The following is a 16,872-nucleotide window of genomic DNA, read 5'->3' as shown; positions in this document are numbered from 1 at the left end:
AGCCTACGAGGACCGACCACCGAGCGCGGGAGGGCAGTTGGCGGGCCCGCCCTCCGCTACTCGGCCGACGGCTGCTCCGGAAACAACCGCGCGCTCTGCACCTAGGTCATCGCCGCAACGAAATCGGGGTCCACCAGCCGCCGTTTTATCTCCTCCGGAGTGACCTCCTCGATCCGGGACCGGATCCACCACAGGTTGCCGAACGGGTCCCGAACCCGTCCGACCCGGTCGCCGAAGAACAGGTGGGTGACCTCGGTGACCGAGGTGCCGCCGGCCGCCACCGTGCGGCGGTGCACCTCGTCGGCGTCCTCGACACACAGCCGCAGGAACGCGGGCGGCGCGGGGATCGTGGGGTCGATGTCGAACATGATCACGATCGCGTCGCCGATCCGGACCTCGGCGTGTCCGATCCGGCCGTCCGCACCGACGAACCGGGAGCCCGGCCGCCTGCTCGGCCCGCTGTCCCTGCTCCAGACCCCGCGCGAGTGGCCCGGGAGCGAGTTGTCCGCCCGCCTGGGTGTCAGCGCGCGCACCATTCGGCGCGACATCGAGCGGCGGCGCGAGTTCGGCTATCCGGTCGAGGCCACCCGGGGCACCGACGGCGGCTACCGGCTGGTCGCGGGCACGGCGATGCCGCCGCTGCTGCTCGACGACAAGGAGGCGGTGGCGATCGCGGTCGGCCGGCGGACGGCGGCCGGGGGCGCCGTGGCCGGAATCGAGGAGGCGTCCGTACGCGCGCCGGCCAAGCTCGAACAAGTGCTGCCGTCCCGGCTGCGCGCACGGGTGCGGACCGCCCGAGCTGCGCGAGCACCCGCGTGCGCTGGGCGGTCGGGTCACCCGCGCGGCGGGTGACCCGACGGCCCGAACCCACCCGGCCGCGGCGCGTTCAGCGCCTCGCCCGGATGCTCACCGGCCCTCGAACGGCCAATCGCCACCGTCGAGTTCGCGCCGTTCGTAAGCCGCCACGATCTCCTTCTCGGCGGCGTCCCGACCCTCCCAGTGCGAGCCGTCCACCGACTTGCCGCGTTCCAGGTCCTTGTACACCTCGAAGAAGTGCGCAATCTCGTTGAGTTGGAACGCGGGGACATCGCCGATGTCCTGGATCGGCTGCTTGCGCGGATCGCGGGCGGGCACGCACAGGACCTTCTCGTCCGGCCCCTTCTCGTCGCTCATCACGAACATCCCGACGGTGCGACAACGAATCAGGCAGCCGGGAAAGGTCGGCTCGTCCAGCAACACGAGCACATCGAGCGGGCCGCCGTCGCCGCCCAGGGTGCGATGCACGAATCCGTAGTCGGCGGGATAGGCGGTGGACGTGAACAACATGCGGTCGAGCCTGATGCGTCCCGTGCGGCGGTCCATCTCGTACTTGTTCCGACTGCCCGCGGGAATTTCCACGACGACGTCGAACTCCACGACGGCTCCTTAACGGCCTATGGATCAAGACCCGATATGCGCGGCATTCCGTATTCCTGACGTACCGTCGAGGACCTTCCCATGTCACCGGGCCGTTACGCACGTGAAGCACGGGACAACCGGACCATCGACCCCCCGCGACCACCCGATCGCCTCGACCCTTGACTCGGTCAACTAAGTAAGGTTTCCTGTCCATCGACCCACTCCCGCCTTGCGGGCGCGCCCGAGCCGCGCTCCCCGCGTCCGCACCCTCAGGAGCAGCCGTGATCCGGATCGAGGACGTCGACCGCGTCAGGACCATCACCCTCGACCGCCCCGAAGCGCTCAACGCGTTCAACGAGGCGCTGTACGACGCGACCACCGAGGCGCTGATCGACGCGGCGGCCGACCCGAAGGTGGCCGTGGTGGTGCTGACCGGGGCCGGGCGAGCGTTCTCGGCGGGCACCGACCTGATCGAGATGGCCCAGCTCAACAGCGGGACCAAGATCCGCGGCAAACACGGCTTCGGCGGCATGGTCGACCGGGTCCAGGAGTTCCCCAAGCCGCTGTTGATCGCGGTCAACGGCCTCGGCCTGGGTATCGGCGCGACCATCCTGGGCTTCGCCGACCTCGCCTTCATGGCCGACACCGCCCGGCTGAAGTGCCCGTTCACCTCGCTCGCGGTGGCGCCGGAGGCGGCCAGCAGCGTGACCTTCCCGCAGTTGCTCGGCCGGCAGAACGCGATGTGGGCGCTGCTGAGCAGCGAGTGGCTCAGCGCCGCCGAGTGCCTGGAGATGGGCCTGGTGTTCAAGGTGTGCCCGGCCGACGAACTGCTCGACGTGACGATGCGGCACGCCCGGATCCTGGCCGCCAAGTCGATCCCGTCGCTGATCGAGTCCAAGCGGGCGGTCCTGGAGGGACTCGGCGACCAGGTCGCCCGGGCCCGCCGGCGCGAGGACGCGGCCTTCGGCCGACTGCTCGGCAAGCCAGCCAACATCGAGGCCCTGACCGCCTTCGCCGAACGGCGCGAACCCGACTTCGCGGCGATCGACGCCCGCGAGGGGTGAGGCCGGGAGGGGACGGGCGGGCCCAGGCAAGGACGCGACCGAGGCGGATCGGGCCGGGGCCGGCGCGCCCGAGGCGCCCAGCCGGCTCGAACACCCACGGGTTGTCCGGGTTTGCCGGATGCCTCCGGGACTGCGGAATACTGTCTGCTCCGCACGACCGTCCCAGTCCCCAGGATCAGCGCCACCCATGAGCAGCCCCCAGACCCCAGACAGCGCCGCCGACAACAACAGAGACGCCGGCCCAGGCCCAGGTCCCGGCTCCCATCCAGGTCCCGGCTCCGGCCCTGACTCCGGCCGGGCCCACCCCGGCCCCGAGGGCACCCACCACCTCGGTCACACCCTCAAGCCCCGACACATGACCATGCTCGCGCTCGGCGGCGCGATCGGCGCGGGGCTGTTCGTCAGCACCGGCGCCGGCATCCACAGCGCCGGGCCGGGCATCCTGATCTCCTACGCGCTCGCCTCGGTGCTGGTGCTCCTGGTGATGCGGATGCTCGGCGAGATGGCGGCGGCCGTACCGCGCAGCGGTTCGTTCTCGGAGTACGCGGGGGCCGCCTTCGGGCGGTGGGCCGGCTTCACCGTGGGCTGGCTGTACTGGTGGATGGTCACCATCGTGCTGGCCGTCGAGGCCTCCGGCGCCGCGGCCATCGCGCACGGGTGGGTGCCGGGCATCCCGATCTGGGTGTTCTCGCTGGTGATCATGCTCGTGTTCACCGGCGCGAACCTGCTCACCGTGCGCTCGTTCGGCGAGTCCGAGTTCTGGTTCGCCACCGTCAAGATCCTGGCCATCGTCGGGTTCCTGGTGCTCGGCGTGCTGGCGATCGTGGGATGGCTGCCGGACGTCGATGCCCCCGGACTGAGCAACCTCACCGGCAACGGCGGCTTCCTGCCCCACGGGTGGGACGGGGTGATCACCGGCCTGCTCGCGGTCGCCTTCTCCTTCGGCGGCCTGGAGATCGTCACCATCGCCGCCGCCGAGTCGAACGACCCGACCCGCAACGTGACCCGCGCGGTGCGCACCGCGGTATGGCGGATCCTGCTCTTCTACATCGGTTCGGTCGCGATCATCGCGACCCTGCTGCCGTGGGATTCCGACCGACTCGGCAGCCCGTACGTCTCGGTCCTGGAGGACATCGGCATCCCGGGCGCCGCACACGTGATGGACGTGGTCGTCTTCACCGCGCTGCTCTCCGCGCTGAACTCGATGCTGTACGGCGCGTCCCGGATGGCGTTCTCGCTGTCCCGGCGCGGCGAGGGCCCCCGGCAACTGTCCCGGGTGGCGGGCAACGGCGTCCCGCGGACCGCCGTACTGGCGTCCTCGGCATTCGGCTTCCTGGCCGCGCTGCTCAACGTGTGGTGGCCCGAGCAGGTGTTCAAGCACCTGCTGAACTCGGTCGGCGCGATGCTGCTCTTCGTCTGGTTCGCGATCGCCGCATCGCAGCTGGTGCTGCGCCGCCGGATCGAGCGCGAGGACCCGGGCCGCCTGCTGGTGCGGATGTGGGGCTTCCCGTACCTGACCTGGTTCGTGATGCTCGCCCTCGCGGCGGTGTCGATCCTGATGTTGTTCGACGCCACCGCCCGCCCCCAGTTGCTCTCCTCGGTCGTCGTGGTGGCCGTCGTGCTGGGCTTCGCCCTGGTCCGCGAGGCCCGCCGGCGCGACCTGCGCAGGCGGGCCGGCGGCCGGTTCTGACCCGATGTCGCGCCCGGCCCGCTCCGGCGCTCACAGCCCGGCGCGGGCCAGGGCCTGGAGCTGCTCACTGGTCGGACACCAGTTGGACCGCATCTCGTCGGTCGGCCAGCCCGCCAGGGACGCGCTCGCGGCGAAGTTGGACTGGAGGTAGCCCAGCAGGGTGCGACGCGGGTCCTCGGCCAGCCGAACCGCGTCGTAGGGCAGCGTCGACCGCGAGCCGTCCGGCAGCCAGACCGCCTCGCGCGGCGACAGCGGCTGCTTCTCGACGCCGTCCGGCTTGGGCGCGGCATAGGAGTAGTAGGCCGGATAGGTGACGTTCGGGTCGCCGGCCCAGAAGCCGAACGAGATCACCTCGTGCGAATACGCCTCGGCGGTCACCGGATCCACGCCGCTCATCGGCGGCTCGACCCGCTTGCCGGAGAACCGGGTCAGCGCGAGGTCGAACGAGTGCCAGAACAGCTGTACGGGCGAGGTCTTGCCGTCGAACCAGCCCATGAACTCCTCGAACACGTCCGCCGACCAGGTCAGGATCCGCCAGAAGCGCTGCGCGTACTCGGCCTGGTAGCTCGCGTGCTCGGTGTCCTCACGAAACGGCGTGCTCAGGTGCGGAATGCCGAACGGCTGCTCCAGCAACGGCACGTCGATGCCCAGCTCGGCCAACACCCCGTGCACCGCGACATCGAACTCGGTCACGCTCAGCCCGTCCACGAGGGCGATCTCGCGCACGTCGCCGCGGTCGGTGCGAAAGACCACGCGGTGGTCGATGAAGTCGAACGCGATGTCGAACGCAACGCCCGCCACGGCCATCCGGCGTGTGGTGAAGCCTCGGGCGTCCACCGTGAAGGTGATGTTCCACCAGTGGTTCTGCGGATGACTCGCGGCGAGCTTGACCTTGCCGACGATCTGCGCGAACAGGTGCAGCGTGTCGAGGGTGTCCGCCCACGCGTCGTAAGGGAGTTCGGGAAGCGCAGGCGGCTCGGCGGCCGGCGCCCGATTGCTCGAAGGGATGCCCATGCGCCGATTCTCCCCTCCCGACACCCCATCCGCCCGGTTTTGCTCCGCCGTCCGAGCCGACCCGGGCGATTGCACACCACCCCCCGAACGGGTGAGCGCAGCCGGCGCGTACCCTGCGTGCGACAACATCCCAACCACCTGTACAGGGGCCCTCGTGCGCATTGTCGTCGGTGGAGCCGGCATCGGCGGGCTGGCCACAGCCCTGAGTCTGCACGCGGCGGGTATCACCGACGTGACCGTGTACGAGGCGGTCGAGGAGATCCGCCCGCTCGGCGTCGGCATCGACCTGCTGCCGTACGCGGTACGCGAACTGACCGAACTGGGCCTGTACGACGACGTCGCCGAGATCTCGGTGGCGACGACCGAGTCGGTCCACCACGACCGCTTCGGCAAACGCACACGATCCGAACCGCGCGGGCTGGCCGCAGGCTACGCGTGGCCGCAATTCTCGGTGCATCGTGGCGAGTTGCAAATGCTCCTGCTGCGCGCCCAACTGGCCTGGCTGGGCGCCGAGTCGCTGCGCACGGGCCTGCGGCTGAGCGGATACGCCCAGACCGCCGACGGAGTCACCGTCGAGTTCACCGACCCCGCGGGCAACATTGTCACCGACGAGGCCGACGTACTGATCGCCGCCGACGGCATCGACTCGGCGGGCCGCGCCCTGATGTACCCGAGCGAGGGCCCGCCCACCCCACACGCCCGGGTCCTGTGGCGCGGCGTGTCACCCGCACCGGCCCTGCTCACCGGCCACACCACGATCGTGGCGGGAGACGGCGACCAGACGTTCGTCGCCCACCCCCTGCGAGCAGCCGAGGGCGAACGCCCCGCCCTCCTGAACTGGCTCGCCGAACGCCCCCACCCGGGGCCGCCCACCGAACCCCGCGACTGGCAACAACCGGCCGAACTCGACACGATCCTGGCACACTTCGCCGACTGGGAGTTCGACTGGCTGGACGTCCCGGCGCTGATCGCAAACGCCGACGTCGCGTACGAGTACCCGATGGTCCACCGCGCCCCCCTACCGAGCTGGTCCGACGGCCGCGTGACCCTCCTCGGTGACGCCGCCCACGCCACCTTCCCGACCGGCACCGACGGCGCCTCCCAAGCCATCCTGGACGCCCGCGTCCTGGCCCACGCCCTGGCCACCCACCCCGACCCCCTCGACGCCCTCGCCCACTACGAGGAAGTCCGCCGCCCGGCAACGACACCCCCCACGCCCGACCCAGACGCAAACTCCCTGAACAACCGAGCGTCCTACTCGACAACCACCTCCTGACCGTCCGCACCGACCAGGCCGGCCGAACTCACGTCGAGCCCGTGAGCCCATCGAGCCCGGGCACCAAACATCAGCGAGCCGGCCGCGCCCACATCGCGCTGCGTACACCTCCCGCCCCCGAACACCCCTCCCACCCACCGGCCGCGTAGCGGACGGGCAACCCGGCGCGGAGCGACCGGCCCGACCCGAACGCGGAGCGGACGAGCAACAGGTCGCCAAACCGCCCCCGCCCCCACGACCGACAGTTCGATCAGGTCGAGCCGGCCAAGCAGCCCGAGCCGCCCCAGCAGCCCGACCCAACTACCCCCGCAACGCCTGCCACGCAACTCGAGGCCACCAACCTGGGTTCGCAAGCAGCGCACCCCGCCCGCCACCGCCCCACCGCCCCGCCATCACGGCAGCAAAACGACCTTCCCCACCGTCTTCCGAGCGGTCAACGCCGCATGGGCGTCGGCTGCGTCGGACAGAGCGAACGTCGTCACGGCCGGGCGGAGTTCCCCCGCCGCGGCAGCGGCGAGTGCGGCTTCGGCGAGGGCCTTGATGCCACCCGGCCGGTTCGTCATCCGCGGGCCCAGCGGGTTCTCCACGGTCACGTCGGCGGCGGCCGCGACCTCCGCGAGGTCGGCGATGGGCGTGCCCGAGGACCAGCCGAACGTGACCAACCGCCCACCCCGGCCGAGCAGATCCAGCGCGTCCCGGCCGATCTCGCCGCCGACGCTCTCCAAGACAACCGTGACCGACCGTCCGGCGAGTTCCTCGCGGACCCATCCGGCCCAGTCGGCGGCCGTGTAGTCCACCGCGAGGTCGGCGCCGGACCCACGCACCGCCTCGACCTTGGCCGCACCGCCGGCCGCCCCCACCACCACCGCGCCGACCCGCCGGGCCGCCTGCACCAACAGCGTGCCCAGGCCGCCCGCCGCGGCGGTGATCAGCACGATGTCGTCGGCGGTGATCGCGGCCACCTCCAGGATGCCGAGCGCGGTCCGCCCGGTGCCCACCATCGCCACCGCGACCTCGGCGGAAAGACCGTCCGGCAGCTCCAGCAACGCCTGGTCGTCGATGATCGCGAACTCCGCGTAGCCGCCGTTCCCGTTGCCCAGATGCGCCACCACCCGCCGGCCGACCAGGGTCGGGTCCACGCCGGCCCCGACCGCGTCCACGGTCCCGGCCACCTCACGGCCGAGCGTTGCGGGCAAGTCCGGCTGTGGGAAGGGACCCATCACCTCACCCGAGCGCAACATCACGTCGACAAGGTGAACTCCCGCCGCGGCCACCGCAATCCGCACCTCTCCGGGCCCGGGCTCCGGGGTCGCCACCTCCTCGTATCGCAGGTTCTCGGCCGGACCGAACTCGTTCAAACGAATCGCGCGCATCGAAACACTCCGGGACTTGGTCACAGAACAACGGGAGAACGAAGGAACACGGGAAGAGCAAAAAAGCAGAAGAACAAAGGAACCAAAAATAAAAATCGGGACGAACAACAAAACAGCACCACGACCGAAGGACCACCACCACACCCTCCGATCGAACCCGTAAGCCGAGCCCCCGCTCCACCCTTGCCTCGCCTTGCCTCGCCCCTACCCCCGCCTCGTCACATGCGAACAGTCTCAAACCTCAAGTCCACTTGATGTCAAGCATCCCGCCCGGCAACACGTCGATTCGACCAACCGGCCCCACACCACCCACGTCGCCCCGAACCATCTCCCACCCCGGCCCCGTACCGCCGGCTCGCCATACCGGCATACCGGCATACCGGCATACCGCGATACCGCCGTACCGTGGGCCAATGTTCGATGCCGAGGAAGCCGCCGCCACACTCGTCGCCGCGCTCGCCGCACTGGGCACACCCGAGCGCGCCGAGGCGGAGAAGGCGTACCTGAAGAGCGATCTGACCTTCCTCGGCGTCACCGTCCCGGTGCTGCGCAAGGCGGTGACCTCGGCGGCCCGCGCCCGTCCGGAGCCGTCCCGAGTCGAACTCCTCGCCTGGATCGACGCGTTGTGGTCCCGACCGGTACACGAGAGCCGGTTCGCCGCGATCGAGTTGATGCGGATCCACGTGCGCGTGCTCACCCGCGCGGACCTGCCGCTCGTCGAGCGGCTGATTCGGGACGCGGCGGGCTGGGTGTACGTGGACACCCTCGCGGAGAAGATCGCCGGAGTACTCATGCGCCGGACGCCCGCGGACTTCGGCACCGCCGACGCATGGGCCGCCGACCGGGACTTCTGGGTCCGCCGCGCAGCCCTGCTCAGCCTGCTCCCGGGCGTCCGGGCGGGCGATCCCGACCTGGTCCGGTTCGACCGCTACGCGGACGCGATGCTGGACGAACGGGAATTCTTCATCCGCAAGGCGATCGGCTGGCTGCTCCGGGAGATCTCCAGGCGCGACCCGGCCTACGTGATCGCCTGGACCACCGCACATCGGGCCCGGATGTCCGGGGTGACCTTCCGCGAGGCGGTCCGCCGACTCCCCGCCGCCGACGCGGACCGGTTGCGGGCGGCCGGTTGATCCGCGCCGCCGGGGCGGGCGGCAGGGCAGGATGTGCCGATGACGACTCATCTGGTGGCCATGGGCGGCGGCGGTTTCTCGATGAACGAGGGCCCCTCCGCCCTCGACCGATACGTGCTCGGCCTCGCCGGTCGGGCCCACCCCCGCGTGTGCTTCATACCGACCGCCTCCGGCGACTCGGCCGCCTACGTGGACCGGTTCCTCCGCTCGTTCGGGGAACTCGACTGTACGGCGGCCGAATTGAGCCTGTTCCAGCGCACCGACGTCGATCTCGCGGACGCGCTCGCCGATCAGGACGTGATCTACGTGGGCGGCGGATCCACCGCGAACCTGCTCGCGCTCTGGCGCCTGCACGGTCTCGACGTCGCGCTCGCGGCCCGGGCCGCCGCGGGCGACCTGGTGGTCTGCGGCCTGAGCGCGGGTGCGCTGTGCTGGTTCGAGGGCGGCATCACCGACTCGTTCGGCCCGGACCTACGCCCGCTCGCGGACGGCCTGGGCTGGGTCGCGGGCAGCGTCTGTCCGCACTACGACGGCGAGGCGGGTCGCCGCCCGGCGTATCACGCGGCCCTCGCGGCAGGCGTCCTGCCGCCCGGCTACGCGCTGGACGACGGGGCCGCGATCCACCTCGTCGACGGCGCGGTACACGGCTTCGTCGCCGAGCGGGCCGAGGCGCACGCGTACCGGGTCGAGTGCGACATGAACGGCGTACGCGAGTCCTCCCTGCCGATGATCAGGCTGTGACCTGGATACTTACCATTACTCCGGTACCTGAATTCCAAGTAGGTACTTGAGCAGAAGGCAGCGTGGGAGCAGCATCGATACCGCGAGCCGATCACCCACCACGGCCCCTCCGGGCCTCGGCGCCCCCAGGCTCCCGGTGTCCCGATACACCGCACGCGTCACGTCGTGTCGTGTCGTGTCGTGTCGTGCCACACGTGGCCACATCGCGTCGCACCACGTCGCGTCGCGCGTTCCGGACCATCCCGACAAGGCCCGGACGTGCCCGGCTCGCGCTCCCACCCCTGCCACGGAACGAGTTCGACATGCCTGTCTCCCCTCACCGGCCCGACACCTCCGTGACCGTTCTCGGCCTGGGTGCGATGGGCACCGCACTGGCCGACGCGCTCCTTGCCGCCGGCCATCCCGTCACGGTCTGGAACCGGTCCCCGGCCCGCGCGGACGACCTGGTCGCGCGCGGCGCCATGCGTGCCGACTCGGCTGCCCAGGCCGTCGCCGCGAGTGCGCTGGTGATCGTGTGCGTCACCGACTACGACATCGCGAACGCGATCCTGACCGACGCGAGCACCACCGGCGACGCCGACCCGTGGGCCGGCCGCACCCTGGTCAACCTGACGTCGGACACCCCCGAGCGGGCCCGGGAGGCCGCCGCCTGGGCCGCGAAGCGAGACATCGCCTACCTCGACGGCGCGGTCATGGTGCCCACTTCGGTCGTGGGCACCCCCAACGGCCTTGTGCTCTACAGCGGTTCCCGCGCCGCATTCGAGGCGCACGAGGCGACGCTACGGGCGTTCGGCCCCAACACACCGTTCCTGGGCGAGGATCACGGCCTGGCCTCGGTCTACGACCTCGGCATGCTGGACTTCTTCTACACCTCGATGGCGGGCCTGACCCACGCATTCGGCCTGGTCGGCGCGGACGGCGTGTCCGCACGCGAGTTCCTGCCGTTCGCCGACATCATCTTCGGCATCCTGCCGAACATCATGACCGGCATGGCCGCCGCCATCGACGCCGGCACCCACCCCGGCGACCAGGGCAACCTGACCATGGAAGCCGCGGGCATCGACCACATCCTCACCGCCGCCAAGACCCGCGGCCTCGACGTCGGCGTCCTGGAAGCCGTCCAACACCTCACCACCCGCACCATCACCCGAGGCCACGGAACCAACGGCTTCACCGCCACCATCGAAACAATCCGCAACCCCTGACACCACCACCCCCACCCACATCCCCACCCCGCCCCGCCCCAGCCCCGGCCCCGGCGCGTCAGCGCCCCCGACCCGCGCCGCCCCCGGTGATCGACGCGCGAAGCGCGGAGAGCGGCGGAGCCGCAAAACCAAGACTTCGTGACCCGGAGCGAAGCGGAGGGACACGAAGTCACGAGCGAGGGGCCACTTTTTTCTCGGAGGAGCGAAGCGGAGGAGAGAAAAAAGTGGTGCCTCGCGAGCCGGCGCCGAAGGCGCCCAACAAGCAGCAACGCCACACCCCCGACTCCGGCCGCCCCACCCCTGCACCCCCGACTCAGCCAATGCGACTCGCCACACCCGCGACCCGCCCAGCCCCCCGCACCCCCGCACCCCCGCACCCGCCCGCACCCGCCCGCACCCGCACCCGCACCCGCACCCACCATCAGCCCCCCGCCCCCCGGTCCCGTGCCAGCAGGTCCTCGAAGGTCTCGCGGCGGAGCAGGATGCGCGTACCGCCGTCGCGTACCGCCACCACCGGGGGCCGGCCGACCAGGTTGTACGTGGAGGCCATCGACTGCTGGTAGGCACCGGCGGCAGGCATCGCGACGAGGTCGCCGGGGTGGATGTCCTCGGGCAGATCGACGTCGGCGGTCAGTACGTCGCCGGACTCGCAGTAGCGACCCACGACGGTGACCCGCCGGGTGCGCGCCGCGCCCCGTCGGCCGACCAGGCGCACGGTGGTGCGCGCGCCGTACAGGGCCGGCCTCGGGTTGTCCGCCATGCCGCCGTCCACCGCCACGAAGACCCGGCGTGCGGTGCGCTTGACCACGAGTACCCGGTACAGCGCCACACCGGCGGGACCGGTGATCGCCCGGCCCGGCTCGATGATCAGACGCGGCACGGGCAGTTGGTACAGCGCACACTGGCGGGCCAGTTGCCGGCGCACGTCGACCCCGAACGACTCGATGTCCAAAGCGTGTTCGCCGGGCCGGTAGGCAATCCCGTGACCGCCGCCCAGGTTCAGTTCGGGCAGCACCATGCCGTGTCGGTCGCGCAGCCCGGCCAGGAATCTCACAAGCGTGGCGATCGCCGCCAACCATGGCCGCACCGAGCCGATCTGCGAGCCCAAGTGGCAGTGCAGGCCGCTCAGTTCCAGGTGCGGCTGGGCGACGGCGCGGAGCACGGCGTCCTCCGCGTCGCCCCGGGCGATGGAGAGGCCGAACTTCTGGCCCTCGCCGCCGGTACGGATCGCGTGGTGCGCGCCGGCCTCGATCCCGGGCACCACCCGCACCATCACCCGCTGCCGCTCCCTCGGCGCCACCAGCGCGGCCAACCGGGCGACCTCGGCCGGGTTGTCCAGCACGATCCGACCCACGCCCAGGCGCAGCGCCGCGCGCAGTTCGTCCGGCGACTTGGCGTTGCCGTGCAGGATGATCCGCTCGCCGGGCATCCCGGCTAGCGCGGCGAGCGCCAATTCGCCGGCCGAGCACACGTCGAGCCCGAAGCCCTCCTCGCACAGCGGGCCGACCAGGCCGCGACACAGGAACGCCTTTGCCGCGTAGGCGATTTCGACGCCAGGCAGCGCGCGGCGGTAGGCCCGGCAGGTGTCCCGTACGTGCTGTTCGTCCAGAACGTAGAGCGGCGTCCCGAACCGCTCCGCGAGTTCGGCCATGGGCAGGCCGCCGACAGCGAGATCGGCGCCGTGCGCCCGGGTCGAACGCGGCCAGACAGCCGCGTCCACAACCGGCTCGGCAAACGTGACGGACATGGCACTCCCTTGTACACGAGCGGTAACAGATCATCCGAAAAGGAACAGCACCACAAAAAGCACCGCAACCCCGGCGGAAATCCGCAACATGCCCAGCAACTGCGGGTCCCTCAAGACCCCGGACGACCCGGCTGCCCGGGGCAAGTCGAACGCCCCGGAAGCCGCGGAGGCCCCAAGCGCCCCGGAAACCCTGCACTCCCTGAAAGCCCCGGCACTCGCCTCAAGGCCGCCGATACCACCGATGTCACCGCCGACACCGCCAACACCGGCACCGCCCGCACCGCCCCGATGCGCCCCCGCAGACCCACCCGCAGACGCATCCACAGGCACATCCGCCCGCGAACGCCCCGCCCCGACACGGGCCGCCGGCCGCGCGGCCTCGGCAAGCGCGCCCCCGACCGCGACCGACACCACCGCTTCCCCCGCCACTCCCGACGCACCCGACGCACCCGATCCCCCCGGCACAGCGGCCGCGCGCCCCGCTCCCACCGACGCCTCCCGCCGCACCGGCGGCGCCGAGAGCCCGGGGTCGACCAGCAGGCGTTCACCGCCGACCTCGTCCACGAGCGTGCGCACCGCGCCCGCCCCGAGTCGGATCCACTCCTGCCCGACGCCCAGCACCGCGCGCAACCGCGCCACCGACGTGAACGCGACCACGACCCGGGCGCCCAGGGGATCCCGGCACAGCCGGACCACCCGAGCCCCGTCCACCGACCGCACCGGCACGATCAACACGCGCCGGGCGGTGTTCGTAGTGGCGGGTTCCCCATCGGTGATCAACACATCCGACACGACAGCCTCCGAAGTCCGGCTCCGCGGCCGACCGCGAGCCCCACTTCAGACGCTACGACGCCCCATACCGGGCAACCCCGCCCCTACCGCGCCCTTGACCATCCCCACCCCGTTGTTGACGCCCCCCTGACGCGCCCCCTGACGCCCCCGAACAAAACCCGGGAAATCACCGCACATCAACCTCCGGAAACCGCACTGCCCGTCCGCCCGCCTCCCCTGTGCCGACCTCGACTCGCACAAGCCGACACCCGGCAGCGAAAGGACGGCGCAGATACACGACGGACGAGCCGCACTCCGAACCGGCCACTTCATCCTCCGCGGCCGGCTCGCCCTGGCGGTACCGCCTGTGGTCCCCACCGACCGCACTCCTGTGGATCACGGCGATGATCGTGTACCCATTCCTCGTCATCCGCCGCGAACTCCACGGATCCCGAACCGAAGCCCACGCCGTCCCGAAGCACTGACCCACAGCCTCCCCACCCAAGGCAACAACCGGGCGGGCCGCCGGACGTGCGGATCGACGGACGGGCGAACGCCGGAGCGGGCGGGGCGGGCGAACGCCCGGACATGCGAACCGGCTCGCGAGCGAACGCCCAGGCAGGCGCACTGCCGGGTGAGCGCCGGGCAGGCGGGCCGGTGAGCGGGCGAGCACCCGGGACGGGCGGGCCTGCCGAGTCAGCGCCCGGGCGGGTGGACTGCCGGACGGGTCAACGCCCGGGCCGGGGCTGAGGGCGAGCCACGCCGGGCGAGCCAACACCGGGCGAGCCAACACCGGACGGGCGGCCCTTGGACGGGCGGCCTGCCGGGTTGGTGAGCCCTGAGCAGGCAGTTTGCCAATCGAGTAGGGGCGGGCCGCGGGTCGCGGACGGTCGGCCGTCGCAGTCGCCAGACGGCAGACGGCAGACGGCAGACGGCAGACGGCAAATGCCAGATGCCAGACGGCCAACGAAACCCGCCCTTCCCCGACGAACTACGCCGTCTCCGTCTCCGTCTCTGTCTCCGTCTTTGTCTCCGTCCCCGCCCCCACCCACGTCCAACTCGTCGTCGCCACCAGCGGATCCCCCGGCCGCACCAGCTGCTGCGTCGGGCCGACCAGGCCGTTCGGTGGGCCGGTTTGTGGCTCCACGCACACGTGCTCGGGGGGCAGGTCGTATACCACCATGTAGTCGCAGTCCGAGGTCATCCGCAGCCGCAGCGCACCCGGCCACACCAGCGTCGCGTCCACCCCGCCGGGGGTCCCGTAGCAGTCGTCCCGAGGCCCCGGCAGCGGGGGTATCCGGCGTCCCGTCGGCAGGTAGTCGGCGCCGCGCTCCTCCTGCCACGCGGGCGTGAAGGACAGCTCCAGCTCACCACCGACCGCCAACTGCCGCCGGAACCACGGGTGCCAGCCGGCCTGCGCGGGAAACGTCGCGTCCTCCGACTCGATCCGCAACACCGTGATCAGCCCGTCGGGTATCAAGGTGAAAGTCTGCTCGACTCGGCCCGCGAACGGCCACGGGTCGGTCAGCACGAACTCGAAAGCCGCCGAAGTCGTGTCCCCGTCCACCTGCTTCCAGGACCCCCGATAGCCGAGCCCGTGCAGCGCATGCGGCGCCGCGTCGGCCGGGAACTCGTGGACCGCGCCGTCGAATTCGAACCGGGCGTCGCCCATCCGGCCCACCCACGGCACCATCGGGTAACTGCCCCACTCGGCCGGCCGCTCGCCCTCGGTCCGCAACAGTTCCAGCCCACGCACCCGCAGCGAGCCGAGCCGGCACCCGGCGTCCGGCAGAATCCGCGCCTCGGCACCTTCGGAACGCAACCACACTTCGCCGTCGATCATGGTCGGCAGATTACGCGTAGCGTTCCCGAAGCTGCTTCTTGAGCACCTTTCCGGACGGATTCCGCGGCAGTGCGGAGACGATCTCGATACGCTCCGGAAACTTCTGCCGCATCACTTCCCGAGTGTCCAGGAAATCCCGCACCGTACCCAGATCCGGCAAAATCGCCGGATCCGTCGGCACGATCACCGCGCACACCAATTCACCCCGTTCGGCGTCGGGTAGGCCGATCACGGTGACCTCCGCAATGGCCGGGTGTGCGTCGAGCAGGTCCTCGACCTCCTTGGCGCTGATCGTCTCGCCCTTGCGCAGGATGACGTCCTTGAGCCGCCCGGTGATGTACACGTTGCCGTGCTCGTCCACCCGGCCCAGGTCGCCCGTGCGCACCCGCCCGACCTCGTCGAACACCTCGGCGTCCAGCCTCTTGTCCACGTAGCCGCGCATCACCTGCGGCCCGCGTACCCGCAACTCGCCCTCCACGCCAACCGGCACCTCCGCGCCGTCCGGTCCGACCACGGCGACCTCCACCCCGCGGGTGGGCCGGCCCTCGGCCCGGGCCAGCGCGTCGTCCGGGTCGTCCGGGCCCGCCATGGTCAGGATCGGCGCCTCGGTCATCCCCCATCCGGCCAGGATGCCCACGCCGCCCAGTTCGTTCTTGATCTCCTGGTGCAACCCCGGCGGCTTGGGCGCGCCGCCGCCCGGGCAACTGCGCAGTTCCGGAAACAACGGGTCGCCGGCCGGCCGGCGGCGCTGCGCGGCCAGCCACGCCTGGTGGAAGACGGTGCCCGCGCCGGCCAGCGTGACCCGCTCGCGGCGCAGCAGTTCGGGCGTCTCCTCGGGGTGGAATGCCTCGGTCAGGATCATCGTGACGCCGTGGGTGAGCGCCGCGGTCAACCACGTCGTACAGCCGCCGATGTGCGCGAACGGGAAGACCAGGGCGACCCGGTCCCGCTCGTTCGCGCCGATCCGGTCCGCCATGCCGACGCCCGCGGCCATGATCGTCGCGTCGGTGTGCCGGGCGCCCTTGGGGTCGGCGGTGGTTCCGGACGTGTAGAAGTACCAGCGCACCGGGGCGTCCTCGGGCGTGCCGGGCACGGCCGGCGGGGGCGGCAGTACGGCCGGGTCGCCGGTGGGCAGCGGGTCGTCCAAAACCAGCAGTTCCAGGCCCGGGACCCGGTCGCGCACCCGGCGGGCCAGTTCCGGGTAGTCGTAGCCGCGCCACACCGGCGGCACGATCAGCATCGAGGCGCCGGTCTGCCGGGTGACGAAGACGAGTTCGCGTTCGCGCTGGACGGGCATCACCGGGTTCTGGATCACGCCGAGCCGGGACAGCGCGCCGACCAGGACGACGGATTCGAGCCGGGTGGGCAACTGCCAGGTGACCGTGTCGCCCGCGCCGAGACCCTGAGTGTGCAGGAACGCCGCGGTGGCCTCGGCCGCGTCCCGGAAATCGCGGTGGGTCAGCCGTCGGCCGCGCTCGTCGACCAGCAGTTCACCGTCGGGCGACCGGGCCGCCCGCGCCTCGATGGCCGCCCAGAGGCTCGTATGTGTCACCGTCGTGCCCTCCTCGCCCCGCCCGTCCCGAATACCTATCAGGAACGGTCGCGACCCGACAGAGC

At 71.3% G+C, this 16,872-nt stretch carries 14 protein-coding genes and 1 pseudogene; 7 read left to right on the top strand and 8 right to left on the bottom strand.

Annotated features, from left to right (window positions below; all coding sequences use genetic code 11):
* Positions 1-101 precede the first annotated feature (101 nt).
* Positions 102-368 carry a VOC family protein gene (locus ACZOOI_RS23305; RefSeq protein ID WP_465277636.1) on the bottom strand — a complete coding sequence of 89 codons (267 nt, stop codon included), beginning with the start codon at positions 366-368 and terminating at the stop codon, positions 102-104.
* Between ACZOOI_RS23305 and ACZOOI_RS23300 the strand changes: the two are divergent.
* Positions 367-825: pseudogene (locus ACZOOI_RS23300) on the top strand (helix-turn-helix transcriptional regulator); the annotation flags it as partial. The gene ACZOOI_RS23305 and the pseudogene ACZOOI_RS23300 sit on opposite strands and share 2 nt — an antisense overlap.
* Positions 826-906: 81 nt before the next feature.
* Here the strand turns inward: ACZOOI_RS23300 and ACZOOI_RS23295 are convergent.
* Positions 907-1,416 carry an inorganic diphosphatase gene (locus ACZOOI_RS23295; protein ID WP_465277635.1) on the bottom strand — a complete coding sequence of 170 codons (510 nt, stop codon included), beginning with the start codon at positions 1,414-1,416 and terminating at the stop codon, positions 907-909.
* A 263-nt stretch (positions 1,417-1,679) separates the two neighbouring features.
* Between ACZOOI_RS23295 and ACZOOI_RS23290 the strand changes: the two genes are divergently transcribed.
* Complete coding sequence (locus tag ACZOOI_RS23290) at positions 1,680-2,462, top strand: enoyl-CoA hydratase/isomerase family protein (protein ID WP_465277634.1); 783 nt, start codon at positions 1,680-1,682, stop codon at positions 2,460-2,462.
* 187 nt (positions 2,463-2,649) lie between these two features.
* Entirely contained in the window at positions 2,650-4,152 is a 1,503-nt protein-coding gene (locus ACZOOI_RS23285; RefSeq protein WP_465277633.1) for an amino acid permease, read from the top strand.
* Positions 4,153-4,182: 30 nt separating this feature from the next.
* On the opposite strand, the gene ACZOOI_RS23280 is transcribed toward ACZOOI_RS23285, so the two are convergent.
* Entirely contained in the window at positions 4,183-5,166 is a 984-nt protein-coding gene (locus ACZOOI_RS23280; protein WP_465277632.1) for a DUF5996 family protein, read from the bottom strand.
* Positions 5,167-5,320: 154 nt separating this feature from the next.
* On the opposite strand from ACZOOI_RS23280, the gene ACZOOI_RS23275 reads away from it, so the two are divergent.
* On the top strand, positions 5,321-6,442 hold the full coding sequence (locus tag ACZOOI_RS23275; RefSeq protein ID WP_465277631.1) for an FAD-dependent monooxygenase: 1,122 nt from the start codon (positions 5,321-5,323) through the stop codon (positions 6,440-6,442).
* A gap of 392 nt (positions 6,443-6,834) precedes the next feature.
* Here ACZOOI_RS23275 and ACZOOI_RS23270 read toward each other — a convergent pair whose 3' ends face one another.
* A complete protein-coding gene (locus ACZOOI_RS23270; protein WP_465277630.1) occupies positions 6,835-7,815 on the bottom strand; it encodes a zinc-binding dehydrogenase in 981 nt (326 codons plus the stop codon).
* Between the two features lie 413 nt (positions 7,816-8,228).
* Between ACZOOI_RS23270 and ACZOOI_RS23265 the strand changes: the two genes are divergently transcribed.
* The 3 genes from ACZOOI_RS23265 (at position 8,229) to ACZOOI_RS23255 (ending at position 10,894) form a co-directional block, all read left to right on the top strand.
* Positions 8,229-8,948: a DNA alkylation repair protein gene (locus ACZOOI_RS23265; RefSeq protein ID WP_465277629.1), complete on the top strand. Its 720-nt coding sequence runs from the start codon at positions 8,229-8,231 to the stop codon at positions 8,946-8,948.
* Between the two features lie 39 nt (positions 8,949-8,987).
* Positions 8,988-9,689, top strand: a complete 702-nt coding sequence (locus tag ACZOOI_RS23260) for a Type 1 glutamine amidotransferase-like domain-containing protein (protein ID WP_465277628.1) — start codon at positions 8,988-8,990, stop codon at positions 9,687-9,689.
* 302 nt (positions 9,690-9,991) lie between these two features.
* The gene (locus ACZOOI_RS23255; RefSeq protein WP_465277627.1) at positions 9,992-10,894 is read left to right on the top strand and encodes an NAD(P)-dependent oxidoreductase; all 903 of its coding nucleotides are present in this window, start codon (positions 9,992-9,994) and stop codon (positions 10,892-10,894) included.
* 421 nt (positions 10,895-11,315) lie between these two features.
* Here ACZOOI_RS23255 and lysA read toward each other — a convergent pair whose 3' ends face one another.
* The 4 genes from lysA to ACZOOI_RS23235 all read right to left on the bottom strand — a co-directional run bounded on the left by lysA (position 11,316) and on the right by ACZOOI_RS23235 (position 16,807).
* Positions 11,316-12,641: a diaminopimelate decarboxylase gene (gene lysA / locus ACZOOI_RS23250; RefSeq protein ID WP_465277626.1), complete on the bottom strand. Its 1,326-nt coding sequence runs from the start codon at positions 12,639-12,641 to the stop codon at positions 11,316-11,318.
* Positions 12,642-12,671: 30 nt separating this feature from the next.
* On the bottom strand, positions 12,672-13,433 hold the full coding sequence (locus ACZOOI_RS23245; RefSeq protein ID WP_465277625.1) for an SAV_915 family protein: 762 nt from the start codon (positions 13,431-13,433) through the stop codon (positions 12,672-12,674).
* Between the two features lie 970 nt (positions 13,434-14,403).
* A complete protein-coding gene (locus ACZOOI_RS23240; RefSeq protein WP_465277624.1) occupies positions 14,404-15,255 on the bottom strand; it encodes an aldose epimerase family protein in 852 nt (283 codons plus the stop codon).
* A 10-nt stretch (positions 15,256-15,265) separates the two neighbouring features.
* On the bottom strand, positions 15,266-16,807 hold the full coding sequence (locus ACZOOI_RS23235; RefSeq protein WP_465277623.1) for a class I adenylate-forming enzyme family protein: 1,542 nt from the start codon (positions 16,805-16,807) through the stop codon (positions 15,266-15,268).
* Between the last annotated feature and the right edge of the window lie 65 nt (positions 16,808-16,872).

It is taken from the genome of Embleya sp. L77, assembly GCF_055557415.1.
Note: the sequence above shows the minus strand (reverse complement) of the source record. Positions and strands in the feature narration are given on the sequence as shown.

Coding starts and splice junctions, on each gene's coding strand:
- ACZOOI_RS23285 (WP_465277633.1), top strand. CDS start 2,650: ATGAGCAGCCCCCAGACCCCAGACAGCGCCGCCGACAACAACAGAGAC.
- ACZOOI_RS23255 (WP_465277627.1), top strand. CDS start 9,992: ATGCCTGTCTCCCCTCACCGGCCCGACACCTCCGTGACCGTTCTCGGC.
- ACZOOI_RS23240 (WP_465277624.1), bottom strand. CDS start 15,255: ATGATCGACGGCGAAGTGTGGTTGCGTTCCGAAGGTGCCGAGGCGCGG.
- ACZOOI_RS23270 (WP_465277630.1), bottom strand. CDS start 7,815: ATGCGCGCGATTCGTTTGAACGAGTTCGGTCCGGCCGAGAACCTGCGA.
- ACZOOI_RS23260 (WP_465277628.1), top strand. CDS start 8,988: ATGACGACTCATCTGGTGGCCATGGGCGGCGGCGGTTTCTCGATGAAC.
- ACZOOI_RS23265 (WP_465277629.1), top strand. CDS start 8,229: ATGTTCGATGCCGAGGAAGCCGCCGCCACACTCGTCGCCGCGCTCGCC.
- ACZOOI_RS23280 (WP_465277632.1), bottom strand. CDS start 5,166: ATGGGCATCCCTTCGAGCAATCGGGCGCCGGCCGCCGAGCCGCCTGCG.
- ACZOOI_RS23305 (WP_465277636.1), bottom strand. CDS start 368: ATGTTCGACATCGACCCCACGATCCCCGCGCCGCCCGCGTTCCTGCGG.
- lysA (WP_465277626.1), bottom strand. CDS start 12,641: ATGTCCGTCACGTTTGCCGAGCCGGTTGTGGACGCGGCTGTCTGGCCG.